Annotated in this window: 26 protein-coding genes; 1 reads left to right on the plus strand and 25 read right to left on the minus strand. The window is 61.6% G+C overall.

The genetic code is table 11. The annotated features are described in order from the left end of the window. Positions 1-36 precede the first annotated feature (36 nt). The 7 genes from WA904_RS03610 to WA904_RS03640 all read right to left on the minus strand — a co-directional run bounded on the left by WA904_RS03610 (position 37) and on the right by WA904_RS03640 (position 4,060). A complete protein-coding gene (locus WA904_RS03610; RefSeq protein ID WP_425195755.1) occupies positions 37-411 on the minus strand; it encodes a histidine triad nucleotide-binding protein in 375 nt (124 codons plus the stop codon). Positions 412-436: 25 nt separating this feature from the next. Next, on the minus strand, positions 437-808 hold the full coding sequence (locus WA904_RS03615) for a DUF4870 family protein (RefSeq protein WP_425195756.1): 372 nt from the start codon (positions 806-808) through the stop codon (positions 437-439). A gap of 22 nt (positions 809-830) precedes the next feature. Beyond that, entirely contained in the window at positions 831-1,199 is a 369-nt protein-coding gene (locus tag WA904_RS03620; RefSeq protein WP_425195757.1) for a phosphoribosyl-ATP diphosphatase, read from the minus strand. A 3-nt stretch (positions 1,200-1,202) separates the two neighbouring features. Further along, positions 1,203-1,592, minus strand: a complete 390-nt coding sequence (hisI, locus tag WA904_RS03625; RefSeq protein ID WP_425195758.1) for a phosphoribosyl-AMP cyclohydrolase — start codon at positions 1,590-1,592, stop codon at positions 1,203-1,205. 200 nt (positions 1,593-1,792) lie between these two features. Next, complete coding sequence (gene hisF, locus WA904_RS03630; RefSeq protein WP_425195759.1) at positions 1,793-2,572, minus strand: imidazole glycerol phosphate synthase subunit HisF; 780 nt, start codon at positions 2,570-2,572, stop codon at positions 1,793-1,795. 236 nt (positions 2,573-2,808) lie between these two features. Then, complete coding sequence (locus WA904_RS03635; protein ID WP_425195760.1) at positions 2,809-3,396, minus strand: NADPH-dependent F420 reductase; 588 nt, start codon at positions 3,394-3,396, stop codon at positions 2,809-2,811. Positions 3,397-3,451: 55 nt separating this feature from the next. Further along, positions 3,452-4,060 carry an FMN-dependent NADH-azoreductase gene (locus WA904_RS03640; protein ID WP_425195844.1) on the minus strand — a complete coding sequence of 203 codons (609 nt, stop codon included), beginning with the start codon at positions 4,058-4,060 and terminating at the stop codon, positions 3,452-3,454. A gap of 79 nt (positions 4,061-4,139) precedes the next feature. Here WA904_RS03640 and WA904_RS03645 point away from each other — a divergent pair, with 79 nt between their 5' ends. Next, entirely contained in the window at positions 4,140-5,102 is a 963-nt protein-coding gene (locus WA904_RS03645) for a LysR family transcriptional regulator (protein ID WP_425195761.1), read from the plus strand. Positions 5,103-5,243: 141 nt separating this feature from the next. On the opposite strand, the gene hisA is transcribed toward WA904_RS03645, so the two are convergent. The 18 genes from hisA to WA904_RS03735 all read right to left on the minus strand — a co-directional run bounded on the left by hisA (position 5,244) and on the right by WA904_RS03735 (position 24,810). Further along, on the minus strand, positions 5,244-5,984 hold the full coding sequence (gene hisA / locus WA904_RS03650) for a 1-(5-phosphoribosyl)-5-[(5-phosphoribosylamino)methylideneamino]imidazole-4-carboxamide isomerase (protein WP_425195762.1): 741 nt from the start codon (positions 5,982-5,984) through the stop codon (positions 5,244-5,246). Positions 5,985-6,068: 84 nt separating this feature from the next. After that, entirely contained in the window at positions 6,069-6,758 is a 690-nt protein-coding gene (gene hisH, locus WA904_RS03655; RefSeq protein ID WP_425195763.1) for an imidazole glycerol phosphate synthase subunit HisH, read from the minus strand. Positions 6,759-6,841: 83 nt separating this feature from the next. After that, positions 6,842-7,453, minus strand: a complete 612-nt coding sequence (hisB, locus tag WA904_RS03660; protein WP_425195764.1) for an imidazoleglycerol-phosphate dehydratase HisB — start codon at positions 7,451-7,453, stop codon at positions 6,842-6,844. Beyond that, entirely contained in the window at positions 7,450-8,526 is a 1,077-nt protein-coding gene (hisC, locus tag WA904_RS03665) for a histidinol-phosphate transaminase (protein ID WP_425195765.1), read from the minus strand. The genes hisB and hisC overlap by 4 nt, the downstream gene beginning before the upstream one ends. After that, positions 8,523-9,893 carry a histidinol dehydrogenase gene (gene hisD / locus WA904_RS03670; RefSeq protein ID WP_425195766.1) on the minus strand — a complete coding sequence of 457 codons (1,371 nt, stop codon included), beginning with the start codon at positions 9,891-9,893 and terminating at the stop codon, positions 8,523-8,525. The genes hisC and hisD overlap by 4 nt, the downstream gene beginning before the upstream one ends. Before the next feature lie 7 nt (positions 9,894-9,900). Next, positions 9,901-10,548, minus strand: a complete 648-nt coding sequence (hisG, locus tag WA904_RS03675) for an ATP phosphoribosyltransferase (RefSeq protein WP_425195767.1) — start codon at positions 10,546-10,548, stop codon at positions 9,901-9,903. After that, positions 10,545-11,819, minus strand: coding sequence for a UDP-N-acetylglucosamine 1-carboxyvinyltransferase (murA, locus tag WA904_RS03680; RefSeq protein WP_425195768.1), 1,275 nt, complete (start codon positions 11,817-11,819; stop codon positions 10,545-10,547). The genes hisG and murA overlap by 4 nt, the downstream gene beginning before the upstream one ends. Positions 11,820-11,827: 8 nt before the next feature. Continuing rightward, a complete protein-coding gene (locus WA904_RS03685) occupies positions 11,828-12,076 on the minus strand; it encodes a BolA family protein (RefSeq protein WP_425195769.1) in 249 nt (82 codons plus the stop codon). A 148-nt stretch (positions 12,077-12,224) separates the two neighbouring features. After that, positions 12,225-12,980: an ABC transporter permease gene (locus WA904_RS03690; RefSeq protein WP_425195770.1), complete on the minus strand. Its 756-nt coding sequence runs from the start codon at positions 12,978-12,980 to the stop codon at positions 12,225-12,227. A 121-nt stretch (positions 12,981-13,101) separates the two neighbouring features. Continuing rightward, a complete protein-coding gene (locus WA904_RS03695; RefSeq protein ID WP_425195771.1) occupies positions 13,102-14,031 on the minus strand; it encodes an ABC transporter ATP-binding protein in 930 nt (309 codons plus the stop codon). A 97-nt stretch (positions 14,032-14,128) separates the two neighbouring features. Further along, the gene (locus WA904_RS03700) at positions 14,129-14,404 is read right to left on the minus strand and encodes an STAS domain-containing protein (RefSeq protein WP_425195845.1); all 276 of its coding nucleotides are present in this window, start codon (positions 14,402-14,404) and stop codon (positions 14,129-14,131) included. Between the two features lie 15 nt (positions 14,405-14,419). Continuing rightward, entirely contained in the window at positions 14,420-15,055 is a 636-nt protein-coding gene (locus WA904_RS03705; protein ID WP_425195772.1) for an MlaC/ttg2D family ABC transporter substrate-binding protein, read from the minus strand. 149 nt (positions 15,056-15,204) lie between these two features. Continuing rightward, a complete protein-coding gene (locus tag WA904_RS03710; protein ID WP_425195773.1) occupies positions 15,205-15,948 on the minus strand; it encodes an MlaA family lipoprotein in 744 nt (247 codons plus the stop codon). Next, on the minus strand, positions 15,945-16,451 hold the full coding sequence (gene mlaD / locus WA904_RS03715) for an outer membrane lipid asymmetry maintenance protein MlaD (protein WP_425195774.1): 507 nt from the start codon (positions 16,449-16,451) through the stop codon (positions 15,945-15,947). The genes WA904_RS03710 and mlaD overlap by 4 nt, the downstream gene beginning before the upstream one ends. Positions 16,452-16,548: 97 nt before the next feature. Then, positions 16,549-17,343 carry a lipid asymmetry maintenance ABC transporter permease subunit MlaE gene (gene mlaE, locus WA904_RS03720; protein ID WP_425195775.1) on the minus strand — a complete coding sequence of 265 codons (795 nt, stop codon included), beginning with the start codon at positions 17,341-17,343 and terminating at the stop codon, positions 16,549-16,551. Then, positions 17,340-18,185, minus strand: a complete 846-nt coding sequence (locus WA904_RS03725) for an ABC transporter ATP-binding protein (protein WP_425195776.1) — start codon at positions 18,183-18,185, stop codon at positions 17,340-17,342. Before WA904_RS03725 ends, mlaE begins: the two co-directional genes overlap by 4 nt. Before the next feature lie 322 nt (positions 18,186-18,507). Further along, positions 18,508-19,986 carry a glutamate synthase subunit beta gene (locus tag WA904_RS03730; protein WP_425195777.1) on the minus strand — a complete coding sequence of 493 codons (1,479 nt, stop codon included), beginning with the start codon at positions 19,984-19,986 and terminating at the stop codon, positions 18,508-18,510. Positions 19,987-20,013: 27 nt separating this feature from the next. Next, positions 20,014-24,810, minus strand: coding sequence for a glutamate synthase-related protein (locus tag WA904_RS03735; RefSeq protein ID WP_425195778.1), 4,797 nt, complete (start codon positions 24,808-24,810; stop codon positions 20,014-20,016). Positions 24,811-24,816 lie beyond the last annotated feature (6 nt).

Raw genomic sequence — 24,816 nt, forward strand, 5'->3', positions numbered from 1 at the left:
GGGGGCAGCGACCCGCGCAGCGGCGGAGCGTGGGGGCTAACCCTTCAGCCAGGGCCGGGGGCCGCCCATCACATGGATGTGCAGGTGGTGCACTTCCTGCCCGCCTTCGGCACCGCTGTTGACCACCATGCGGAAACCGCCTTCGGGGTAGGGGTTGCAGCCCTGTTCAGCGGCCAACCGGGGCGCCAGCACCATCATGCGGCCCAGCAACGCCGCGTGTTCAGGCCCCACCTGCGCCATCGACGGGATATGCACTTTGGGGATCATCAGAAAATGCACCGGCGCCCAGGGGTGGATGTCGTCGAACACAAAGATCTCTTCGTCTTCATACACCTTGCGGCTGGGAATCTGGCCGGCAGCGATCTTGCAGAAAATGCAGTTGCCGGGGGCATGAACAGGGGGCTGGCTCATGGGATGCTCTTGCAAAAAAAAGGGGTCAGACGAGTGGAACGCTGCGCGCAGGGCGGTTGCTGTTAAAACGTGTCCAGCCGCGCACGCAGCGGTACAGGTACCAGAGCCAGACGATGCAATAGGCAATGGCGCCCGGCACAAACAGCAGCAGCCAAAGCGGGGACAGCAGCACCAGCCACATCAGCGTCCACCAGAAGGTCTGGATCATGTAGTTGTGGTGGTCGATGTAGAGTGCGTCGGACTCTTCGGCGCGCCGCACATAGTTCACGATCAGCGCGACCACCGCGAACACACCGCCGCTGAACCAGGCCAGCGTGTGCAGGCCGTAAAGCACATGCATGACGATGCGGTCGTTGGGGTTTTTGGAGTCGAATTCAGCCAGGTCGGTCTCGCTCATGGGTTCCCTTTCTTGCTTCGTGTTATTTTTCACTCGCCTCGCGGTCCTGCGCCTTGCGCAGGGCCTTTTCCTCGATGCCGCTGGTGCCTTCACGGCGCTCCAGCTCGGCAATCACGTCGGCCGGTGACAGGCCATAGTGCGCCAATGCGATCAGGCTGTGAAACCACAGGTCGGCCACCTCGCCGACCAGTTTGGCGGGGTCACCGCCATGGTCCAGGTCCTTTGCCGCCATCACGGTTTCGGTGGCTTCCTCGCCGATTTTTTTCAGAAAAGCGTCGGGGCCCTTGTGCAGCAAGCGCGCCACATAGCTGGTGTCAGGGTCGCCGCCACGGGCCGGTTTGCGGCTTTCAATGATTTGCGCAAGGCGCTGGAGGGAGTCGTTGGAAGTCATGGTCTACTTGTAAATGCTTGTCGGGTCCTTGAGGACCGGATCGGTCACCACCCATTGCCCGTCCTTGTAAAGGCTGAAAAAGCAGCTGTGGCGCCCGGTGTGGCAGGCAATGCCCGGCTCGTGGCCCAACTGCGTCACTTTCAGCAAAATCACATCGTTGTCGCAGTCCAGCCGGATTTCGTGCACCGTCTGCAGGTGGCCGGACTCTTCGCCCTTGTGCCACAGGCGGCCGCGCGAACGGCTGTAATAGACCGCTTGGCCGAGCTCGGCGGTTTTTTGCAGCGCCTCGCGGTTCATCCAGGCGAACATCAGCACGTCGCCGCTGGTGGCTTCCTGCGCAATGACAGGGATCAGGCCCTTGTCGTCCCAGCTGACTTCATCTAACCAGTTCATGAAAGTATTATCGCCCCCACGTTCGCTCGCTGGGCGTAGCTCTTTGCCCCCCGAGGGGGCGCTGCGCCTGCGGGCCGGCGGAGCCGGACCCGCGGCCCCGGCTGGAATGGGAGACAGTCCCCTGCGCGCGCGTGTTCACTATTAAATTTATAGCTGCTTGCGCACGCCAGACATGGGCTGGAGGCCAATAAGGTTTGAGACTAGAGGCGAACCGGAATGCCGCGTGCGGCCATGTGCTGCTTGGCCTGCTGCACCGTGTATTCGCCGTAATGGAAGATGCTCGCGGCCAATACAGCGTCGGCGCCGCCGATCTGGATGCCGTCGGCCAGGTGGTCCAGGTTGCCGACGCCGCCGGAGGCGATGACCGGCACGCTGACCGCGTCGCTGACGGCGCGGGTCAGCGCAAGGTCAAAGCCGGACTTGGTACCATCGCGGTCCATGCTGGTCAGCAGGATCTCGCCGGCGCCGCGCCGTGTCATCTCGGTGGCCCAGGCAACGGCGTCCAGCCCGGTATTCTTGCGCCCGCCATGGCTATAGACATCCCAGCCCGGCCCGCGGGTGAGCACTTCCTCGTCCGAGCGGCGCTTGGCGTCGATGGCTACCACAATGCACTGCGCACCGTATTTGGCCGAGGCGTCTTCAATCACCTGCGGGTTGGCCAGCGCGGCGGAGTTGAAGCTGGTCTTGTCGGCCCCGGCGTTGAGCAGACGCCGCACATCCTCGACGGTACGCACCCCGCCGCCGACCGTCAGCGGAATGAAGACCTGTGAGGCCACCGCCTCGATGATGTGCAGGATCAGATCGCGGCCGTCGCTGGTGGCCGTGATGTCCAGGAAAGTCAGCTCGTCGGCGCCCTGTTCGTTGTAACGGGCAGCAATCTCGACCGGGTCCCCGGCGTCGCGCAGCTCGACAAAGTTGACACCCTTGACGACACGGCCGCCGGTCACATCAAGACAGGGAATGATTCGTTTGGCGAGCATTTAGAGTTCAGTGAAGCTGGCTATGGTTAAAAGGGCTCGAAAGGTCCCTGAAAATTCGACCATCGGGATGCAGGGCGACGCGCACGGCACAGAAACCGGACGCGACCAAGGGCATGAGGATTCCGGGCACCGCCGAACGCCGCCGGCTCCTTCACACTCGTGCCACCATGCGCCCAAAAATCGGATTTGAGGGAGCGTTTAGTGTAGTGCGCCGAGTTGCTCTGCGCTCGCGCGGTTCACCCCAGCTTGATGAGGTTCTGAAGAACCAGCGGCCCGCTCCGATCCAGCAAGGCTCCGCCTTCACTGATCTTTCCGAGTTCGATGGGCGCAAATCCGAGATCCCCTACCAGCGTGGTGATCAAAGTGGAGGCGGCTTTGTCATTGCTGGAGACGAACATGACACGGCGCCCACCGCCTTCGGCGGGGTTCATCGCCAGCAGCTTCGCAGGCAACTGGTTGAGTGTCTTGACCAGTTTCGCGCCGGGGAATGCAACTGCCACCAGGTCGCTGGACGCTTGGCCTTTCAGCTCCTCTGGCGCCACGCCATAGGTGTTCATGGCATCGACAATGATCTTGCCGGCCCAGTCACGCGCCGCGCCCGCCACCGCCGTGTGGGCGCGAAACGGCACCGCCAGAATTATGACGTCGGCCTTGAGCGCATCCTCCAAGGTCATAGCCGCCACTTTGCCGCCAAGCTCTTCGGCCAATGCTGTGATGGAGTCTCGGCCGCGGGAGTTGGCGACGCCCACTGAGATGCCGCTGCGGGCGAACTGGCGGGCCAGGGCGGTACCGACGTTGCCGGAGCCAATGATGGAATAGGTCATGGTGAACTCTTTCGATGGTTTGGTTGATGGGTGAAGATGGGATGGAATGCAACGCTCAGGCCGCAATCGCTGCGATATCCTCAAGCGCGCGTGCCACAGCGGCCTCTTTGGCCTCGGGGCCCAACGCCATGCCTTCAGCGCGTACAACGGTCACATCCGTCACGCCCAGGAAGGCCAGCAGGCCGATCAGGTAGCTTTCCTGGTGTTCCAGCGCCGCAGCAGGGCTGCCCGCCGAATACACGCCGCCGCGCGTCGAAGCGATGAATGCCTTTTTGTTTTTCAGCAGGCCTTCAGGGCCCCCAGCGGTGTAGCGGAAGGTCTGGCCGGCCACCGCAATGCGGTCGATCCACGCCTTGAGCGGCGTCGGTATCGACAGGTTGTACATCGGCGCGCCGATGACCAGAATGTCTGCGGCGAAAAGTTCGTACATGTAAGCGTTGCCTTTGACCAGGTCCGCGTTGATCAGCGCGTCCTCGCTGGCGCTGCCCTGGAAAGCAGCCAGATGTGCGCCGGACAGATGCAGGGCCGGGTCGGCGGCCAAGTCGCGGGAAATCACCTCGATGCCCGGATGCAAGGCCTGGTGGCGCAGGACGATTTCGGATGTCAGGCGGCGGCTAACCGAGGCGGCGCCGAGCACGCTGGAGTCAAGATGCAGGAGTTTCATGATGAGACCTTTCAAGTCGTTTTGGATGAAGACCTGATGGTGTTCTTTAACAATCAATCTGAATAGACGGTATATTGAGATGCGATCCATCGTTTTTTGGGATAGGATGGTCTTTATGCTCGACGGCGTTTCACTCGACCAACTCAGAACCTTCATTGCGGCGGTCGATGAAGGCAGTTTTTCGGCGGCGGCCCGCAAGCTCAACCGCGTGCAGTCAGCTGTGAGCGGCTGGGTGAGCAGCCTAGAGGGGCAAATTGGCGTGGTGCTGTTCGACCGCACCGGGAGATTCCCCAAGCTCACCCCCGAGGGAGTGCTGCTTCTGGCCGACGCCCGCACCATCGTGTCTGGCGTCAACACCCTGAAAGCACGTGCCAAACTCATGTCGTCCGGGCTGGAAGCCGAGCTGTCGGTCGTGGTCGATGTGTTTTTCCCGACGGCCGCTATCGCCGAAGCGGCGAAGGCGTTTGCAAACCGGTTCCCGCTGACGCCGCTGCGGCTTTTTGTCGAAGGACTGGGCGCGAGCTACCAGCCAGTGCTGGATGGCCGTTGCAGCCTCGGCATTCTGGCGGCACTGCCGGTCGCGTTTCCCTCATTGGTCAGCGAACGGCTGGGCGAGATTCCCCTGGTGTCGGTCGCCGCCGCAGACCACCCGCTGGCGGCTTTCAAACACCGCATCCCGAGACGTGAACTGGCCAAACATGTGCAGCTTGTGCTCACCGACCGTTCAGCGCTGATGAAAGGCCAGGACTATGGTGTGTTGTCGCCACTCACATGGCGGCTGGCGGACCTGTCGACCAAGCACGCATTTTTGAAAGACAGCGTCGGCTGGGGCAGCATGCCGCTGCACATGGTGGCGCAAGACCTTGCATCGGGCACGCTGGTCATTCTGGACGTGGATGACATGCCCCGCAGCGGTTTCATGCTCACGATCTCCGCATTTCATCCGGCGTCAGCGCCGCCGGGGCCTGCGGGCCGGTGGTTCGTTGATCACTTGATGACGGCTTGGGCTGGAAACAGTTTTGAACGCGGCGCGCAGGACTAGCTCATGCTGCGTTTTTAATTGAAACCCCCGCAGCTATGCAAGTGAGCCCGGGCGAACTCAGGCGATTCACTGTATTGCTTTCTGGCGCTTTGCGGCCCAAACCACACCCACCAGAATCTCGCCAGAGTTTACAGTGGTTCTCTAGCCGTTAAGCTCGTCGGCCCTGGCCTGCGCCGCGGCAAAGTCCAGGTCGCCGCTGTAAATCGAGCGGCCGCAGATCACACCCTCCACACCCTCGTCTTCCACCGCACACAGCGCGTCGATGTCGGCCATATTTGACAGTCCGCCCGAGGCAATCACCGGGATGGTCAGCGCCTTGGCGAGCTTGACCGTGGCTTCGATGTTGATGCCGCTGAGCATGCCGTCGCGGCCGATGTCGGTGTAGATGATGGACTCGACGCCGTAATCCTGGAACTTCTTGCCCAAGTCGACCACCTCGTGCCCGGTCATCTTGCTCCAGCCATCGGTAGCGACCTTGCCGTCCTTGGCGTCCAGGCCGACGATGATGTGGCCGCCGAAAGCGGTGCAGGCGTCCTGCAAGAAGCCAGGATTCTTCACCGCCGCCGTGCCGATGATGACGTAGCGCAGGCCGGAGTCCAGGTAACGCTCGATGGTGTCCAGGTCGCGGATACCGCCGCCCAGTTGCACGTCGATTTCGCTGCCCACTTCGGCCAGGATCTTGCGGATGGCCGCCTCGTTTTTAGGCTTGCCGGCAAACGCGCCGTTCAGGTCCACCAGGTGCAGGCGGCGCGCGCCTTTGTCGACCCAGCTGCGCGCCATGGCGGCCGGGTCTTCGCTGAAGATGGTGGACTGGTCCATGTCGCCCTGTTTGAGGCGCACGCAATGGCCGTCTTTCAAGTCAATCGCAGGGATGAGTAGCATGGGCAATGAGGCAAGGGTGGTTGGGAAGTGAGGAGAGCAGGGGCGCAGGCGTGGGCAGGAACAGGTGACTCATGTCCTTGGGAATCAGGGGTTCCAGTGCAGGAAGTTGCGGTACAGGGCCAGTCCGTGGTCTGCGCTTTTTTCGGGGTGAAACTGCGTGGCAAAAATATTATCGCGTGCCAGCGCCGCCGTAAAGCGCGCACCATAGTCGGCAAAACCCGCGGTGTGGCGCGCATCCGACGGGCATGCATAGAAGCTGTGCACAAAATAAAAGTAGGCGCCGTCCGGCACACCGGCCCACACGGGGTGGTTTTTTCCGCTGTCGGCGCCTGCCTGGTACACCTGGTTCCAGCCCATCTGCGGCACCTTGTAGCGGCTGCCGTCGGGCTGGATCTGGCCGGCCAGGTCGAACTTGTGCACCTCGCCGGGGATCAGGTTCAGGCCAGCAGTGCCGGCACCGCCATCGCCGGGCTGGCCTTCGTCGCTGTGGGTCAGCAGCATCTGCATGCCGACGCAGACGCCGAACAGCGGCTTGTGCGCAGCAGCGTGCAACACAGCCTCCTGCATGCCGGACTCGGCCAGTTCACGCACGCAGTCGGCAATCGCGCCCTGCCCCGGCAAAACCACACGTTCCGCGGCCATCACGTCTTCGGCGCGGGATGTCACCACCACCTCGAAGCCGCTTCCCAGCGCCACATGCTGGACCGCTTGCGATACCGAACGCAGGTTGCCCATGCCGTAGTCAACCACCGCGATTTTCTTGAGCTTCGCCATCAGATTTGAGAAATGCTACGGTTTTTATAGCTGCTTGCGCCCGAACAGCAAGGGCTGGAGGGCAAAAACATGTAAAAGTCTGCCTACAGCGAGCCTTTGGTCGAGGGAATCACGCCCGCCGCCCGCGGGTCGATCTCCAGCGCCATGCGCAAAGCGCGGGCAAAGGCCTTGAACACGGTTTCGGCCTGGTGGTGCGCGTTGTCACCCTTGAGGTTGTCGATGTGCAGGGTCACAAAGGCATGATTCACAAAGCCCTGGAAGAATTCGTAGGCCAGCTGGCTGTCGAAGGTGCCGATCATGCCGCTCTTGAAAGGCACGTGCATGTCGAGGCCGGGCCGGCCCGAGAAGTCGACCACCACGCGCGACAGCGCTTCGTCCAGCGGCACGTAGGCGTGGCCGTAGCGGCGCAGGCCTTTCTTGTCGCCGACGGCCTGGGCCACCGCCTGCCCGAAGGTGATGCCGACGTCTTCCACCGTGTGGTGGCCGTCAATGTGCAGGTCGCCCTTGGCCTGGATGTCCAGATCAATCAGGCCGTGCCGGGCAATCTGGTCCAACATGTGGTCAAAAAAACCGATGCCCGTGGACAGGCTGGCCTTGCCCGTGCCGTCGAGGTTGAGCTTGACGGTGATCTGGGTCTCGGCAGTGTTGCGCGAAACTTCGGCGGTGCGTGGGGCCTGCGTGGTGGGGGTGGTCATAGTGATTCTTTGAGGGCAGCCAGCATCTGTGCATTCTCGTCAGCGGTGCCGACAGTCAGGCGCAGGCAGCTGGCCAGCAATGCATGCATTTTAGAAACGTTTTTGACCAGCACCTTGCGCGCCCGCATGCCTTCGAAGGTTTTGGCCGCGTCGGGCACCCGCACAAGGATCATGTTGGCCTCGCTTTTCCAGGTTTTTATTCCCGGAATGCCCTGCAGTGCTTCAAAAAGTATAGCGCGCTGCTCCCGTATCTCCTGGGCTTGCGCCGCAAACACCTCGGCATGTTCGAGCGCAAACAGCGCACACTCGTAATTCAGCACGCTGATGTTGTAAGGCGGGCGCACCTTGTCGATCTCGGCAATCAACGCTTTTGGACCCACCATGTAGCCCAGACGGACGCCGGCCAGGCCGAACTTGCTCATCGTGCGCATCAGCAGCACATGGCTGTGGCCGGCGATGCGGCCCATGTAGCTTTTGCTGGCAAAGGGCTGGTAAGCCTCGTCGAACACCACCAGGCCGGGCGCCGCCGCAATGATTTTGTCGATCACTGCGTCGTCCCACAGGTTGGCGGTCGGGTTGTTCGGGTAGGCGATGTAGATGATGGACGGCTGGTGTTCCTTGATCGCAGCCAGCATGGTGGCCTCGTCCAGCTCGAAGTCGGGCGTCAGGGGCACACCGATGAACTTCAGGCCCTGCAGCTGCGCGCTCATGCCGTACATCACAAAACCGGGCAGCGGAGCGAGGATGGAGGCACCCGGCACATCGCAAGCCATGGCGAGCAGCGAAATCAGCTCGTCCGAGCCATTGCCCAGCGTGATGTCGAAGCCTTCGGGCATCTGCGCGTAGTCGGCCAGCGCCTTGCGCAGATCGTTGACACGGGCATCCGGATAGCGGTTCAGCGCCAGTGCCCCCAGACGCTGGCCCAGGTGCGCCTGCAACGCCGGCGGCAGGCGATGCGGGTTTTCCATCGCATCGAGCTTGACCATGCCGGCCGAATCCTGGATGGCATAAGCGTGCATGGACTGCACGTCTTGTCTGATCAGTTTTTTCAGTCCGGGCGCGACATCGTTCATTTTTTCAATCTCATTTCGGCGGCACGCGCATGTGCCTGCAGCCCCTCGCCATAGGCCAGTTCGGCGGCAATTTTCCCCAGGGTCTGCGCACCGGCTTCGCTGACCTCGATGATGCTGGAGCGTTTCTGGAAGTCGTACACGCCCAGCGGGCTTGAAAACCGCGCGGTTCCGCTGGTCGGCAGCACGTGATTCGGGCCGGCACAGTAGTCACCCAGCGATTCGCTGGTGTACGCACCCAGGAAGATGGCACCGGCATGCTTGAGCAGCGGTTCCCACTTGTGCGGGTCGCGGCTGGAGACTTCCAGGTGTTCGGGCGCAATGCGGTTGCTGATGGCGCAGGCCTCTTCCATGCTGCGGGTGTGAATCAAGGCGCCGCGGCCGGTGAGGGACTTGGCGATGATTTCGGCGCGCGGCATGCCGGGCAGGAGGCGGTTGATGGCCTCCTGAACGGCATCGATATAGGCCGCATCCGGGCACAGCAGAATGCTTTGCGCAAGCTCGTCATGCTCGGCCTGGCTGAACAGGTCCATGGCCACCCAGTCGGCCGGTGTGCTGCCGTCGGCCAACACCAGGATTTCACTGGGGCCGGCGATCATGTCGATGCCCACCGAGCCAAAAACGCGTTTCTTGGCGCTGGCCACATAGGCGTTGCCGGGGCCGGTGATCTTGTCGACCTTGGGCACGGTTTGTGTGCCGTAGGCAAGGGCGGCCACGGCTTGTGCGCCACCGATGGTGAAGGCACGCGTGACACCGGCCACATAAGCAGCGGCCAGCACCAGTTCATTGCGCTCGCCTTTGCTGGAAGCGGCCTGGTTGCCGGAGCCGCCCGTGGCCACGCTGCCGCGCACGGGCGTGGGCACCACCATGATGATCTCCTGCACCCCTGCCACGTGGGCTGGGATGGCGTTCATCAGCAAGCTGGACGGGTAGGCCGCCTTGCCGCCGGGAACGTAAATGCCCACGCGGTCCAGCGGCGTGACCTTCTGGCCCAGCAGCGTACCGTCCTCGTCACGGTAGCTCCAGCTCTCGCCCGATGCCTTCTTCTGTGCCTCGTGGTAGCTGCGCACCCGGGCAGCGGCGGCCTGCAGGGCCTCGCGCTGGGCAGCGGGAATGGCATCAAACGCGGCTTTGAAATCCGCCTGCGTCAGTTCCAACCCGGCCACTGACCCGGCCGACAGGCCATCAAACCGCGCGGTGTATTCCAGCACAGCAGCATCGCCGCGTTTTTGCACGTCGGCCAGAATGTCGGCCACGCGCTGCTCGATCGCCGCGTCGGTGTCGGCCGCCCAATGCAGGCGTGCCTGAAATTGAGCCTCAAAAGTGCTGTTGGCCGTTGAAATACGGGCGGGAGTAGCTATAAAACTCATAGCGCTTTCAGGCGGAAGGTTTGCCGATGGCCGAGGCGAAAGCATCGATGATGCTACGCAGGGGCGCCTGCTTGAGCTTGAGCGCCACCTGATTGACCACCAGGTGCGAACTGATGTCCATGATGCGCTCGACCTCGACCAGGTGGTTCGCCTTGAGCGTGTTGCCGCTGCTGACCAGGTCGACAATCGCATCGGCCAGGCCGGTCAGGGGCGCCAGCTCCATGCTGCCATAAAGCTTGATCAGGTCCACGTGCACACCCTTGGTCGCGAAAAAATCGCGTGCAATGCTGACGAACTTGGTTGCCACCTTCAGGCGCGAGCCCTGCTTCACGGCGGCTTCATAGTCAAAACCGGCGCGCACGGCCACGCTCATGCGGCATTTGGCAATCTGCAGGTCCAGCGGCTGGTACAGGCCCTGGCCGCCGTGTTCGATCAAGGTGTCCTTGCCGGTCACGCCGATGTCGGCGCCGCCATATTGCACGTAGGTCGGCACGTCGGTGGCACGCACCAGCACCACACGCACGTCAGGCCGGTTGGTCGCCAGGATCAGCTTGCGCGATTTTTCCGGATCTTCCAGAACCTTGATGCCGGCCGCTTCAAGCAGCGGCAGGGTTTCATCGAAGATGCGGCCTTTGGACAGAGCGAGCGTGATCATGATTTGATTCTCTCGATGTCCGCACCAATCCCGCGCAGCTTGGCTTCCATCTGGTCGTAGCCGCGGTCCAGGTGATAGATGCGGTCCACCAGGGTTTCGCCCTCGGCCACCAGGCCGGCAATCACCAGGCTGGCAGAGGCACGCAAGTCGGTGGCCATCACAGTGGCGCCGGAGAGTTTTTCGACCCCGTCGATGACCGCGAACTTGCCGTCGATCTCGATCTTGGCGCCCAGGCGCACCATCTCGTTGACGTGCATGAAGCGGTTTTCAAAAATCGTTTCCGTCACCTTGCTCGAGCCTTCGGCGATGGCATTGAGCGCCATGAACTGCGCCTGCATATCGGTCGGGAAACCCGGGTATTCGGTGGTGCGGAAGGACTGCGCCTGCATCCGCCCCGAAGCCTGGACCCGGATGAAACCATCGCCAGCAGTGATGACCGCACCGGCTTCGCGCAACTTGTCGATCACGGCTTCGAGATGGTCGGCCCGGCCATGACGCAGCACCACATCGCCGCCCGCCGCCGCAACCGCACACAGGAAAGTGCCTGTTTCGATGCGGTCGGCCACGACCTGGTGCGTACAGCCATGCAGGCGCTCGACGCCTTGAATGCGGATGCGGCTGGTTCCATGGCCCTCGATCTTTGCGCCCATCTTGATCAGCATCTCGGCCAAGTCGCCAATCTCGGGCTCTTGCGCCGCGTTTTCAAGAATGGTTTCGCCCTCGGCCAGGCTGGCAGCCATCAGGAAGTTTTCAGTCCCGGTCACGGTCACCATGTCGGTCGTAATGTTGCTGCCCTTGAGCCGCTTTTGTCCGGCTGGCAGCTTGGCAATCATGTAGCCGTGTTCGACCACGATGTCGGCACCCATGGCCTGCATGCCCTTGATGTGCTGGTCCACCGGCCGCGAGCCGATGGCGCAGCCGCCGGGGAGCGAGACGGTGGCTTCGCCGAAACGGGCCAGCAAGGGGCCCAGTGCGAGCACCGAGGCTCGCATGGTTTTCACCAGTTCGTAAGGCGCTTCGGGAGAACTCAACCCACCTGCATTGATGACGACGGTGCCGGGTGTGCTGTCGTTTCGCTCGGCGCTCACGCCCATGTTGCGGATCAACTTGAGCATGGTGGCCACGTCCTGCAGGCAAGGCACGTTCTCAAGTGTGACGGTGTCTGCAGTCAGCAGCGCCGCGCACAGCTCGGGCAGCGCGGCATTCTTGGCACCGGAAATGTCGACAGTCCCGGCGAGCGATTTACCGCCCCTGATGAGTAATTTGTCCATGTGTTTGTCTATTCTTGTGCGTTGCTGGCGGCCCACTCGGCCGGGGTGTAGGTTTTCATGGACAGGGCATGCACTTCATCGCTCTGCATGCGCCCGCCCAGCGTCTTGTAGACGCGCTGGTGGCGCTGGATCAGGCGCTGGCCTTCAAAAGCAGCGGACACGATGGTGGCATACCAGTGCCTGCCATCGCCGGACAGTTCGATGTGCTCGCATGGCAGGCCTGCGGCAATGATGGTTTGGAGTTCTTCGCTGGTCATGTTGTGTTTGTCAGGCTGGTAATTACTGTTGTTCCGCTGAAACGGCATTTTTCAGCCAGGGCCGCGGATCCGGCTTGGCCGGTCCGCAGGCGCAGCGCCCCCTCGGGGGGCAGAGAGCGACACGCAGTGCGCGAACGTGGGGCCATATCTAGTGCCGTATTTTGTAGCCAATACGCAGCAAATTCACCGCGACGCCGCTGATGACCAGCAAGGCAGCGCCGACTATGGCCAGACTCAGCAAGGGCGACACATCGCTGACGCCGAAAAAGCCGTAGCGGAAACCGTCGATCATGTAGAAAAACGGGTTCAGGTGGCTGACGGTCTGCCAGAACGGGGGCAGCGAGTGGATGGAGTAAAAAACCCCGCTCAGGAAAGTCATGGGCATGATGACGAAATTCTGGAAAGCCGCCATCTGGTCGAACTTCTCCGACCACAAACCGGCAATCAGGCCCAACGCGCCCAGCAGCGCCGCACCGAGCACTGCGAACACCACGATCCACAAGGGTGCGACAAAGCTGGGCTGGCCAAAATAAACCGTGACCACAAACACACCCAGGCCGACCGCCAGCCCCCGCACAATCGACGAGCCGACATAAGCAAAAAACCAGTGCCAGTGCGACAACGGCGTCAGCAGCACAAACACCAGGCTGCCCATGATCTTGCTCTGGATCAGCGAGGAAGAGCTGTTGGCAAACGAGTTCTGCAACACGCTCATCATGACCAGCCCGGGCACCAGGAAGGCCGTGTAGCTGACGGTGCCGTAGACCTTGACCTGGTCCTGCAGTACATGGCCAAAAATCAGCATGTACATGACGGCGGTGAGAATGGGCGCGCCCACGGTCTGGAAACCAACTTTCCAGAACCGCAGCACTTCCTTGTAGAACAGGGTTTGCCAGCCGGTCATAGAGCCCCCACGCTTGTCACTTCGTGCACTGCGCTGCCCCCCCCCGAGGGGGCGCTGCGCCTGCGGCCCGGCAAAGCCGGATCCGCGGCCCCTGCTTGTACAACCGGAGTTCGCGCGCCGTTCATGCCATCACCCCGATTTTTTCCGCCATGACTTCAAGAAACACGTCTTCCAGGTCGGCCTTGCGGATCTCCACATCTTCCGCCACCAGCCCGGCCTCGCGGATGGCGCTGAGGTATTGCTCGATCTCGTGCGCGTTATGGGCAGGCAACTGGACAATGCGTCCGGTGATGCGGGCCTGGTCTGCCAGCGCTTTGGGGAGCTCGCTGTCGATCTTGAAACGCAGCACATTCGACGAAGCCGCCTTGAGCAGTTCAGAGGTGGAGGCCAGCGCGACCACGCGCCCCTGCTTGAGCATGGCGATGCGGCTGCACAGGGCTTCGGCCTCTTCGAGGTAATGCGTGGTCAGCAGCACCGTGCTGCCCTGCTTGTTGAGCCTGGCGATGAATTGCCACAGCGTCTGGCGCAACTCCACATCGACGCCGGCGGTAGGCTCGTCGAGCACAATGACCTGCGGCTGGTGAACCAGCGCCTGCGCCACCAGCACACGGCGCTTCATGCCGCCCGACAGCTGGCGCATGTTGGCATCGGCCTTGTCGCTCAGGCCAAGGCTGGCCAGCAGTTCGTCAATCCAGTCGTCGTTGTTCCTGACGCCAAAATAACCGGACTGGATGCGAAGCGCCTCGCGCACGGTGAAAAAGGGGTCGAACACCAATTCCTGCGGCACGATGCCAAGCTTGCGCCTGGCATTGGCGTAATCGGTGACCACATCACTGCCATGCACCAGCACCCGGCCACTGCTGGCCCGCGAAAGGCCGGCCAGAATGCTGATCAGGGAAGTTTTTCCGGCACCATTGGGCCCCAGCAAGCCAAAAAACTCGCCCTGCTGAATGTCAAAGCTCACATTGTCCAGTGCCTGGACACCGGGACCGGTCTGGCTTCGAGTCGATGGATAGGATTTTGAGACGGACTGGAATGAGATGGCTGGCATGAGCCCGCTATTTTAAGGGCTGACGCCTGTTTCATCCGGCCTGGCAGCCCAATGTCCCGCGCTTGGCCGAGGCCCTGTTCCCCGTCGCCCTGCGGGTTCAGGCCGTGGCAGCGGATGGAATCAGCTCGGCCACCCCATACAGCTCGGCCAGTTCCCGCAAGCGTGCGGGGGCGCCATGTACCGAAAATCTCTTGCCCGCTGCCAATGCCCGGCGCCGGCATTCCAGCAGGACGGCCAGCGCGGACGAATCAAACTGCTGCAAGGCAGCAGCATCTGCCACCACCTCCCCCGGGTCGGCAAACAGTCCGGGCGTGAGGCTTCGGACAAAGCCCGGCGCTACCGCATGGGTCAGGACCGCAGGAAGTGTCAACACGTCAGCGGGCTTCACTCAGGATTTCTGTGCACCTGCGTTGGACTTGTTGCGCTGGGCCAGCGCAGCGATCAGGCCGTCCACCCCTTTGGCTGAAATTTCCTGCGCAAACTGGGTGCGGTAGGTTTCCACCATCCACACCCCCAGGACATTGAGGTCATAGATTTTCCAGCCACCGGCGGCTTTTTCCATGCGGTAATCCAGCTGGATCGGTTCACTGCGGCCTATCACCTCGGTCCGCACGACCACTTCCGTGTCTGCCGGTGCGGCACGCAGGGGCTTGACGTTGATGGTCTCATCCTTGACCTGGGACAGTGCCCCGGAATAGGTGCGCACCAGCAGGATCTTGAACTCGTCCTGCAGGCGCTTTTGCTGCTCAGGCGTGGCCTGGCGCCAGTTACGTCCCACGGTAGCCGCCGTCATGCGCGTGAAATTCACATGCGGCATGATCTTGGCATCGACCAGCGCAATGATCTTCTTCGTATCGCCGGACTGGATGGCCTTGTCGGACTTGATGGTGTCCAGCACTTCGGTGGAGGCGCGCCTGATCAGGACATCGGGCGCCTCGTCGGCAGCAAACACGGCCGGGCCAGCGGCCAGCAGGCCTGCGGCAAAGCAGGCACCCAGGGCATGGCTAAAAATTCGACGGTTCATGGTTTTCCTTCAGTTCGAGGCAAATGCCTGCCGGGCCGGACGGGATATCCGCCATGGGCCTGTTGCAGGCAAGTGTTTGATTTGACAGCGTTTTTCGGGCTTTGGTTCAGCTTGCTCAGTGAAGTTCCGGCACCACGTGTAAGCGTTCTTTACTTTGCACGCGCCGGTGGAGGGGTCTCCGGGAGGTCATAACGCTCTTCGTCCCCATTGGGCTCCACGGCCGCGCCACGACGCTGCAGGTAGGCATCACGTGTGAAGCTGTATTTATCGAGTGCAGCGCCGTCCAGTACTTCCCCGGCACGTAACAGGCTGGCGCGAAGGTCCACCGCGCGCAACACATAAAGGGAATTGCGCGTGGGCACATGATCGACCTGCATGACCAGGTCGCCTTTGGTGTCAACCACCAGCGCCGCCGTGTCACGCACTGTAGAAGGGCCCAGAACCGGCAATACCAGGTAAGGACCGGTCGCCACACCCCAGCGCCCCAGAGTCTTGCCGAAATCCTCGCGGTGTCGCTCTATGCCCATGGGAGTGGCCCAATCAAGTACGCCGCCCAGGCCGATCAGCGTGTTGACGCTGACACGCATAAAGCTGTCAGCTGCCGCTTGCGGTTTGGCCTGGAGCACGTTGTTGACAAAGGACCAGACATCCGAGAGATTGCCGAAGAAGTTGTTGACACCGGTACGCACTGGCGAAGGCACCACACCCTGGTAGGCCTGAGCCACAGGCTTGACGATGGCTTCGTCAAGGCCATCATTAAAGCGGGTGACGCTGCGGTTGAAAGGTTCAAAAGGATCGCGCGGGTTGGGGCCGGTCGCACAGCCCTGCAACAGTGCAAGGGCCAGAAGGCCGGCCCACAGGCCGGGCCGTTTCATCATGGTTCGTGTTTTCATTTTTTATCGTTATTCCCTGCTGGCGGTGCAGTCGCTGGACCGGAACTGCTGTCCGCCGCCTTGCTGTACAAAAATTGGCTGATCAGGCTTTCCAGCACCACGGCCGACTGTGTCTGTTTGATCACATCGCCCGCGGCCAGGTTTTTCTCGTCAGCACCCGCTTCCACACCGATGTATTGCTCCCCCAACAGACCACTGGTCAGAATCTTCAGCGAACTGTCTTTGGGGAACACATAACGGCTTTCCAAGGCCAGACTAACACTGGCTTGATAGTATTTGTCATCAAATGTAATATTTTCGACGCGACCGACAATTACGCCCGCACTTTTGACCGGTGCGCGTGGTTTTAAACCACCGATGTTGTCGAACTTGGCCACCACGGAGTAGGAAGTGTCGAAATTCAGCGTCAGCAGGTTGGCCGACTTCAGCGCCAAAAACAGGATGGCAGCAGCACCGGCCAGCACAAACAGGCCGACCCACAGGTCATTTTTCGAGCGTTGCATCTTGGTTCCTGGAATTGCACAGGCCGCGGCGTTCGCCGGGGCACAAAAGGAGAGTTGATTTTCGCACTGGACGGGACAATTTCTGAGGTGACATAAATCACACGCTGAACATCAGCGCCGTGAGGACAAAGTCAAGGCCGAGCACCGCGAGCGAGGCCAGCACCACAGTACGGGTGGTAGCCCGCGCAACGCCTTCAGGCGTCGCCTGTGCCTCGAACCCCTGAAACAACGCGATGAAAGTGACGGTCACACCGAAGACGAAACTCTTGACAACGCCGTTGCCGACATCGCGCCAGACGTCCACACCCGATTGCATCTGGCTCCAGAAAGCGCCGGCGTCCACACCGATCATTAGCACGCCAACCACCCAGCCGCCCAAGATGCCGACGGCACTGAAAACAGCCGCCAGCAACGGCATGGCAATCACACCGCCCCAGAACCGCGGTGCCAGAATCCGGCGCACCGGATCCACCGCCATCATTTCCATGGCCGACAATTGCTCACCGGCTTTCATCAGGCCGATTTCAGCCGTCAGTGCCGTACCGGCCCGTCCGGCAAACAGCAGGGCCGTTACCACCGGGCCCAGCTCGCGCACCAGGCTCAAGGCCACCAGCAAGCCGAGCGCTTCGGACGAGCCATAACGCTGCAGCGCGTAATAACTTTGCAACCCCAGCACAAAACCAACAAACAGCCCCGACACCGTGATGATGGCCAGCGAGTAGTTGCCCAGAAAGAAGATCTGGTCGCGGATCAGGCCAAAACGCGCGAACGCCGGCCCGGTCAACGCAAGAAGCCGCGCCATCATGCGGGCGCCATAACCCAGCTCAACCAGCTTGCTGCGCGTGGCAAAACCCAAGTCGGCCACCAAGTTGACGAGCAGGGACCGGCTCACGAACGCCGTCCTTTTCCTGCCGCAGACTGAAGGCCGAAATCGTCGGCCACGTTCGGGCCCGGGTAGTGGAACTGCACCGGCCCTTCGGCCAGTGCATTGACGAACTGGTGCACCAGCGGGTCGCTGGAATGACGAACTTCATCGGGCGTGCCCTGGGCGGCAATACCGCCGTTGGCCAGGATGATGACCTTGTCGGCAATCCGGAAGGTTTCTTCCAGGTCATGCGACACCACGATGCTGGTGATGCCGAGGCTGTCGTTGAGCTGGCGTATCAGCTGCGCGGCCGTGCCGAGCGAAATCGGGTCCAGGCCGGCGAAGGGTTCGTCGTACATGATGAGTTCCGGGTCCAGCACAATTGCGCGGGCCAGTGCCACACGCCTGGCCATGCCGCCCGAAATTTCACTGGGCATCAGCGCGCGCGCGCCACGCAGCCCGACTGCATTGAGCTTCATCAGGACGATGTCGCGAATCAGCGCCTCATCGAGGGCCGTGTGTTCACGCAGCGGAAAAGCCACGTTGTCAAAGACGCTCAAGTCGGTGAACAAGGCACCGAACTGGAACAGCATGCCCATGCGCCGCCGCGCAGCGTACAGCTCGGCCTGATTCAGGCTGGAAATGTTCTGGCCGTCAAACAGGACCTCACCGCTACCCGCTTTCTGCTGGCCGCCGACCAGGCGCAACACCGTGGTTTTGCCGCCGCCGGAGGCGCCCATCAGTGCCGTGACCTTGCCGCGCGGCACCGACAGCGTGACGTCGTTCAGGATCACACGATCCCCTGTTGCGCCCGGGTAGGCAAAGGTCACATGCTTGAATTCAACAAGGGAAGGCGCGCTGTCGGACATGGGAGGGGAAGAAAAGCCGACGAAAGGAGAGCCGGCTTCGATTGCAATGGCTCAATGATAAAGGGTTTGCCCTGAGCAGGTTGCGCAAAGCGAGGACATACCCCTTCAAATTCACCCCATGAACATGGGGCCGGCACGTGCGAAGTGCCAGCACCGAACCAGGCCCTGAAAAAGCATCACAGCCTTTTCTCCACGTCAAATCGGGCTCCAGCCCTTTTAGGGCGGGCGTCGGCAGCTATTCTTCCAATAGCAAACTACGCATGCAGCCCCCTGCACCTCTGGCGGCGGTCCCCACGGGGCGATTTGCAGGTGCTGGAGGATTTCAGCGCGGCAGGTCGCTGTAACCCATCAGGAACTCATCGACCGAACGCGCGGCCTGGCGACCCTCGCGAATCGCCCAGACCACCAGGCTCTGGCCGCGGCGCATGTCGCCCGCCGCGAAAACCCTGGGCACATTGGTCGCATAACCGCCGGTGAAATCCGTCGTCGCCTTGGCGTTGCCGCGTCCATCCCTTTCGATGCCGAAGGCATCGAGCACGGCCGCCACAGGAGCTACAAAACCCATGGCCAGCAACACGAGGTCGGCCTTGAGCGTCTGCTCGGAACCCGCCACTTCCTGCATTTTTCCGTCTTTCCATTCGACCCGCACGGTTGTCAGGCCGGTGACTTTGCCTTTGTCGCCGATGAAGGCTTTGGTAGAGATCGCGAACTCGCGCTCGCAACCCTCTTCGTGGGAAGAAGAGGTGCGCAATTTGATCGGCCAGTAGGGCCAGGTCAGTGGCCGGTTTTCTTCTTCGGGTGGCTGTGGCATCAGTTCAAACTGCGTCACGCTGGCCGCTCCATGGCGATTGCTGGTGCCGACACAGTCGGAGCCGGTATCACCACCGCCAATGACGATGACGTGTTTGCCGTCGGCGCGCAACTGGTCCTTGACCTTGTCACCCGCATTAATCTTGTTTTGCTGCGGCAAGAACTCCATCGCGAAATGGATTCCGGCCAGGTCGCGGCCTGGTACCGGCAAGTCGCGGGACTGCTCGGCCCCGCCAGTCAGCAAGACCGCGTCGAAGTCCTTTTGCAGTTGCTCGGGCGTGATGGTTTCCTTGGCCCAGTTGGTGACCTTCGAATCCTTGCCAAGCGGGTCTTTGGCCTTGCCCACCATGACGCTAGTGCGAAAGGTCACGCCTTCTGCCTGCATTTGCTGCACGCGGCGGTCGATATGGCTTTTCTCCATCTTGAAGTCGGGGATGCCATAACGCAGCAGGCCTCCGATGCGATCGTTTTTCTCGAACAAGGTCACGTCATGGCCGGCGCGCGCCAGTTGCTGGGCAGCGGCCATGCCGGCCGGCCCCGAGCCCACCACCGCAACCTTTTTGCCGGTTTTATGGGAGGGCAATTGCGGCTGGACCCAGCCTTCCGCCCAGGCCCGGTCGATGATGGCATGTTCGATGGACTTGATGCCCACCGCGTCGTCATTGACATTGAGCGTGCAAGCCGCTTCGCAGGGAGCGGGGCAAATGCGGCCGGTGAACTCCGGGAAATTGTTGGTGCTGTGCAGCGTTACGATCGCACTGTTCCAGTCGGCCCGGAACACCATGTCGTTGAAATCGGGAATGATGTTGTTGACCGGGCAGCCGCTGTTGCAGAACGGTGTGCCGCAATCCATGCAGCGCGCGGCCTGCTTGTTGGCCTGCGCATCATCGAGCCCGATCACGAACTCCTTGTAATTTTTCAGGCGCTCGGGCACAGGCTTGTAGCCCTCCTCGACGCGCTCGTATTCCATGAAACCGGTGACTTTTCCCATGTAGCTACTCCAGATACTTCTTGTTGTTCAGGCTGCGGCGATGGCTGTTTTCGCAAGTGCGGCCTTGCCTGCCGCTTTGGCAGGCGCAGCGGCGGCCAGTTGCCTGGCGGCCATCTCGCCGAGTGCGCGCTTGTATTCCAGCGGGAACACCTTGATGAACTTGCCGCGTGCTTCGGCCCAGTTGTCCAGCAATTCACGGGCACGCTTGCTGCCGGTCCAGCGATTGTGGTCTTCGAGGAGTTTTTTCAGTTGCGCTTCATCGGTCTTGCCGCCGTGCCAGACCGCGTGGTCCGTGCCGGCTTCCTGCTGGGCAGCAGGCTGCACTTTTTCCAGCGACACCATGGCTGTATTGCAGCGTTTGGCAAACTGGCCGTCCTCGTCGTAGACATAGGCCACGCCACCGCTCATGCCAGCCGCAAAGTTGCGTCCGGTCTTGCCGAGCACAGCCACCGTGCCGCCGGTCATGTATTCGCAGCCATGGTCGCCCGTGCCTTCAACCACCGCAGTGGCGCCCGACAGCCGTACCGCAAAACGTTCCCCGGCCACACCGCTGAAGAAGGCCTCGCCGGTCGTCGCGCCGTACAGCACGGTGTTCCCGACGATGGTGTTCTTGACCGCGTCGCCGCGGAAGTCAATGCTGGGACGCACCACGATGCGTCCACCCGACAGGCCTTTACCGGTGTAGTCGTTGGCGTCGCCAATCAAATACATGGTGATGCCCTTGGCCAGGAAGGCGCCGAAGGACTGGCCGCCAGTACCTTCCAGCTGGATGCGCAGCGTGTCGTCCGGCAGGCCTTCCGGATGACGCCGGGTCAGCTCACCCGACAGCATGGCACCGACAGTGCGGTTGACGTTGCGTGCCACTTCGATGAACTGGACTTTTTCGCCCTTTTCGAGTGCTGCTTTTGATTTTTCGATCAGGCGCACATCCAGTGCACGCTCCAGCGCATGGTCCTGCTCCATGACATGTTTGCGCGGCACATCGGCGGGCACATTCGGCTGGTAGAACAGCCGCGAAAAATCCAGGCCATCGGCCTTCCAGTGTTCAATGCCCTTCTGGGTATCGAGCAGGTCAGCGCGGCCTATCAGCTCGTCGAACTTGCGCACGCCGAGCTGGGCCATCAACTGGCGCGCCTCTTCGGCGACGAAGAAGAAGTAGTTGACGACGTGTTCAGGTTTGCCGCTGAATTTTTTCCGAAGAACCGGGTCCTGGGTGGCCACGCCGACCGGGCAGGTGTTCAGGTGACATTTGCGCATCATGATGCAGCCCTCGACCACCAGCGGTGCCGTGGCAAAACCGAACTCATCGGCCCCCAACAGGGCGCCGATCACCACGTCGCGGCCCGTCTTCATCTGGCCGTCGGCCTGCACCCGGATGCGTCCGCGCAAGCGGTTCAGTACCAGTGTCTGCTGGGTTTCGGCCAGGCCGATTTCCCAGGGTGAACCGGCATGCTTGATCGACGACCACGGTGACGCTCCCGTGCCCCCATCGTGGCCGGCAATCACCACGTGGTCGGATTTGGCTTTGGCCACACCGGCCGCAATCGTGCCAACGCCCACTTCACTGACCAGTTTGACGCTGATGCTAGCACGCGGGTTGACGTTTTTCAGGTCGTGGATCAGCTGTGCCAGATCCTCGATCGAGTAAATGTCGTGGTGCGGCGGCGGCGAAATCAGGCCGACACCGGGCACCGAATAACGCAGCTGGCCGATGTACTCGCTGACCTTGCCGCCGGGCAGCTGGCCGCCCTCGCCGGGCTTGGCGCCTTGTGCCATCTTGATCTGGATCTGGTCCGCCGATACCAGGTATTCCGCGGTCACCCCGAAACGACCCGAAGCCACCTGTTTGATGCGCGAACGCAGCGAATCGCCGTCCTGCAGAGGCAGGTCGACCTCGACCACGCTCTCACCGATCACGCTCTTGAGCGTTTCGCCCTTTTTGATCGGGATACCTTTGAGTTCCTGGCGATAGCGGTTGGGGTCTTCGCCGCCTTCACCGGTGTTGCTCTTGCCGCCGATGCGGTTCATGGCCACGGCCAGCGTGGCATGCGCTTCGGTACTGATGGAGCCGAGCGACATGGCACCGGTGGCGAAACGTTTGACGATCTCCTTGGCCGGTTCGACTTCATCAATCGGAATGGCCTTCGAAGGATCGATCCTGAACTCGAACAGGCCGCGCAGCGTCATGTGGCGGCGGTTCTGGTCGTTGATCAGCTGGGCATACTCCTTGTACGTGTTCCAGTTGTTGGCACGCGTTGCATGCTGCAACTTGGCGATGGCATCCGGCGACCACATGTGGTCTTCGCCGCGCACGCGCCAGGCGTATTCGCCGCCGGCGTCGAGCATGTTGGCCAGCACCGGGTCATTGCCGAACGCCGCCTTGTGCATGCGCAGCGCCTCTTCGGCGATTTCGAACACCCCCATGCCCTCGACCTGACTGGCCGTACCGGTGAAAAACTTGTCAATAGTGGCGCGGTTCAGGCCGATGGCTTCGAACAGCTGGGCACCGCAATAACTCATGTAGGTGGACACACCCATCTTGGACATGATCTTGGACAGGCCTTTTCCGATGGCCTTGGTGTAATTGTAGATTGCCTTGTCGGCGCTGAGGTCCCCGGGCAGATCTCGGGCCAGTTCGGTCAGCGTTTCCATCGCCAGGTAGGGATGGACGGCTTCTGCGCCATAACCGGCCAGCACCGCAAAATGGTGAACCTCGCGCGCAGAACCGGTTTCCACCACCAGGCCTGCGGTCGTGCGCAGACCTTCCTTGACCAGGTGTTGGTGAATGGCCGACAGCGCCAGCACGGCCGGGATGGCGACCTGCACCGAGCTGATGCCGCGGTCGCTGATGATCAGGATGTTTTTGCCGCTCTTGATCGCGTCAACAGCTTCGGCACACAGCGAGGCAAGCTTGGCCTCCACCCCTTCGTGGCCCCAGGCCAGCGGATAGGTGATGTCCAGGGTGTAGCTCCTGAATTTGCCCTGTGTGTGCGCTTCGATATCGCGCAGCTTCTGCATGTCAGCGCTATTGAGCACCGGCTGGCTGACCTCCAGCCGCATCGGGGGATTGACCTGGTTGATATCGAGCAGGTTGGGCTTGGGCCCTACAAACGATACCAGCGACATCACGATCGCTTCACGGATCGGATCGATAGGTGGATTCGTCACCTGCGCAAACAGCTGTTTGAAGTAGTTGTAGAGCGGCTTGTTCTTGTTGGACAACACAGCCAGCGGGCTGTCGTTGCCCATGGAACCCGTGCCCTCTTCGCCGTTGACAGCCATGGGCGACATCAGGAACTTGATGTCTTCCTGGGTGTAGCCAAAGGCCTGCTGACGATCCAGCAAAGCGTGGGATTCGGTCATGCCGGAGCTCGATGCCGAAGTAGCGCTCGCTTCGTCAGCGCCCATTTTCATCCCGTCCGTGGGAGCAGGCACTGCTGTCGCCTGCACATCATCGAGGCGGATGCGCAGGTTTTCTATCCACTGCTTGTAGGGCTTGCTGTGGGCCAGCGTCGCCTTGATCTCTTCGTCGTCGACCATGCGGCCCTGCTCCAGATCGATCAGGAACATCTTGCCGGGCTGCAGACGCCACTTGCGCACGATCTTGTTTTCGGGAATCGGCAGCACGCCGGATTCGGAGGCCATGATGACCAGGTCATCATCGGTGACACAGTAGCGCGAAGGCCGCAGGCCGTTGCGGTCCAGCGTGGCGCCAATCTGGCGTCCATCGGTGAACACGATGGACGCCGGGCCGTCCCACGGCTCCAGCATGGCGGCGTGGTATTCATAAAAGGCCTTGCGGCGCTCGTCCATGGTGGTGTGCTGCTCCCAGGGCTCGGGGATCATCATCATCACGGCCTGGCTGATCGGGTAGCCGGCCATGGTCAGCAACTCGAGGCAGTTGTCGAAGGTTGCGGTGTCGGACTGGTCGGCAAAGCTGATCGGGTAGAGCTTCTGCAGGTCGGCACCGAGCACCGGCGAAGACATCACACCTTCGCGGGCCTTCATCCAGTTGTAGTTACCCTTGACGGTGTTGATCTCGCCGTTGTGGGCCACATAGCGGTAGGGATGGGCCAGCGGCCACTCGGGAAAGGTGTTGGTGGAAAAGCGCTGGTGCACCAGACCGAGCGCCGAAATGCAACGCGGGTCCTGCAGGTCCAGGTAATAGGTGCCTACCTGGTCAGCGAGCAGCAGGCCCTTGTAAACCACGGTGCGGCTGGACATGCTGGGGACGTAATACTCTTTGCTGTGCGTGAGCTTGAGCCGCTGGATGGCCGCGCTGGCAGTCTTGCGGATCACATACAGCTTGCGCTCCAGGGCGTCCTGCACAATGACGTCGTTGCCGCGGCCGATGAAAATCTGCCGCAGGATGGGTTCTTTCTTGCGCACTGTCGGCGACATCGGCATATCGCGGTTAACCGGCACATCGCGCCATCCCAGCAAAACCTGGCCTTCCACGCGCACCGCACGCTCGAGCGCCTGCTCACAAGCCAGGCGGGAAGCATGCTCTTTCGGCAGGAACACCATGCCCACGCCATATTCGCCGGGCGGCGGCAGGCTCACGCCCTGTTTGGCCATTTCTTCACGGTAAAGCGCATCGGGCAGCTGGATGAGAATGCCGGCGCCGTCACCCATCAATTTGTCGGCACCGACCGCACCCCGGTGATCGAGGTTTTCGAGAATCTTCAGGCCCTGCTGCACGATGGCGTGGCTTTTATGACCCTTGATGTGTGCAACAAAACCAACGCCGCACGCGTCATGCTCGTTCGCCGGGCTGTACAGGCCGTTTTGTTCAAAATGTTTGATTTCAGCAGCCGTGGTCATGGCGCA

Origin of the sequence: Polaromonas sp. (genome assembly GCF_049790275.1) — a bacterium.
In the GTDB taxonomy this organism is placed as follows: Bacteria; Pseudomonadota; Gammaproteobacteria; order Burkholderiales; family Burkholderiaceae_C; genus Polaromonas.

Bases quoted from the DNA above. Each gene is read 5' to 3' on its own strand.
- WA904_RS03610 (WP_425195755.1), bottom strand. From the start codon at position 411: ATGAGCCAGCCCCCTGTTCATGCCCCCGGCAACTGCATTTTCTGCAAG.
- WA904_RS03615 (WP_425195756.1), bottom strand. From the start codon at position 808: ATGAGCGAGACCGACCTGGCTGAATTCGACTCCAAAAACCCCAACGAC.
- WA904_RS03620 (WP_425195757.1), bottom strand. From the start codon at position 1,199: ATGACTTCCAACGACTCCCTCCAGCGCCTTGCGCAAATCATTGAAAGC.
- hisI (WP_425195758.1), bottom strand. From the start codon at position 1,592: ATGAACTGGTTAGATGAAGTCAGCTGGGACGACAAGGGCCTGATCCCT.
- hisF (WP_425195759.1), bottom strand. From the start codon at position 2,572: ATGCTCGCCAAACGAATCATTCCCTGTCTTGATGTGACCGGCGGCCGT.
- WA904_RS03635 (WP_425195760.1), bottom strand. From the start codon at position 3,396: ATGACCTATTCCATCATTGGCTCCGGCAACGTCGGTACCGCCCTGGCC.
- WA904_RS03640 (WP_425195844.1), bottom strand. From the start codon at position 4,060: ATGAAACTCCTGCATCTTGACTCCAGCGTGCTCGGCGCCGCCTCGGTT.
- WA904_RS03645 (WP_425195761.1), top strand. From the start codon at position 4,140: ATGCGATCCATCGTTTTTTGGGATAGGATGGTCTTTATGCTCGACGGC.
- hisA (WP_425195762.1), bottom strand. From the start codon at position 5,984: ATGCTACTCATCCCTGCGATTGACTTGAAAGACGGCCATTGCGTGCGC.
- hisH (WP_425195763.1), bottom strand. From the start codon at position 6,758: ATGGCGAAGCTCAAGAAAATCGCGGTGGTTGACTACGGCATGGGCAAC.
- hisB (WP_425195764.1), bottom strand. From the start codon at position 7,453: ATGACCACCCCCACCACGCAGGCCCCACGCACCGCCGAAGTTTCGCGC.
- hisC (WP_425195765.1), bottom strand. From the start codon at position 8,526: ATGAACGATGTCGCGCCCGGACTGAAAAAACTGATCAGACAAGACGTG.
- hisD (WP_425195766.1), bottom strand. From the start codon at position 9,893: ATGAGTTTTATAGCTACTCCCGCCCGTATTTCAACGGCCAACAGCACT.
- hisG (WP_425195767.1), bottom strand. From the start codon at position 10,548: ATGATCACGCTCGCTCTGTCCAAAGGCCGCATCTTCGATGAAACCCTG.
- murA (WP_425195768.1), bottom strand. From the start codon at position 11,819: ATGGACAAATTACTCATCAGGGGCGGTAAATCGCTCGCCGGGACTGTC.
- WA904_RS03685 (WP_425195769.1), bottom strand. From the start codon at position 12,076: ATGACCAGCGAAGAACTCCAAACCATCATTGCCGCAGGCCTGCCATGC.
- WA904_RS03690 (WP_425195770.1), bottom strand. From the start codon at position 12,980: ATGACCGGCTGGCAAACCCTGTTCTACAAGGAAGTGCTGCGGTTCTGG.
- WA904_RS03695 (WP_425195771.1), bottom strand. From the start codon at position 14,031: ATGCCAGCCATCTCATTCCAGTCCGTCTCAAAATCCTATCCATCGACT.
- WA904_RS03705 (WP_425195772.1), bottom strand. From the start codon at position 15,055: ATGAACCGTCGAATTTTTAGCCATGCCCTGGGTGCCTGCTTTGCCGCA.
- WA904_RS03710 (WP_425195773.1), bottom strand. From the start codon at position 15,948: ATGAAAACACGAACCATGATGAAACGGCCCGGCCTGTGGGCCGGCCTT.
- mlaD (WP_425195774.1), bottom strand. From the start codon at position 16,451: ATGCAACGCTCGAAAAATGACCTGTGGGTCGGCCTGTTTGTGCTGGCC.
- WA904_RS03725 (WP_425195776.1), bottom strand. From the start codon at position 18,185: ATGTCCGACAGCGCGCCTTCCCTTGTTGAATTCAAGCATGTGACCTTT.
- WA904_RS03730 (WP_425195777.1), bottom strand. From the start codon at position 19,986: ATGGGAAAAGTCACCGGTTTCATGGAATACGAGCGCGTCGAGGAGGGC.
- WA904_RS03735 (WP_425195778.1), bottom strand. From the start codon at position 24,810: ATGACCACGGCTGCTGAAATCAAACATTTTGAACAAAACGGCCTGTAC.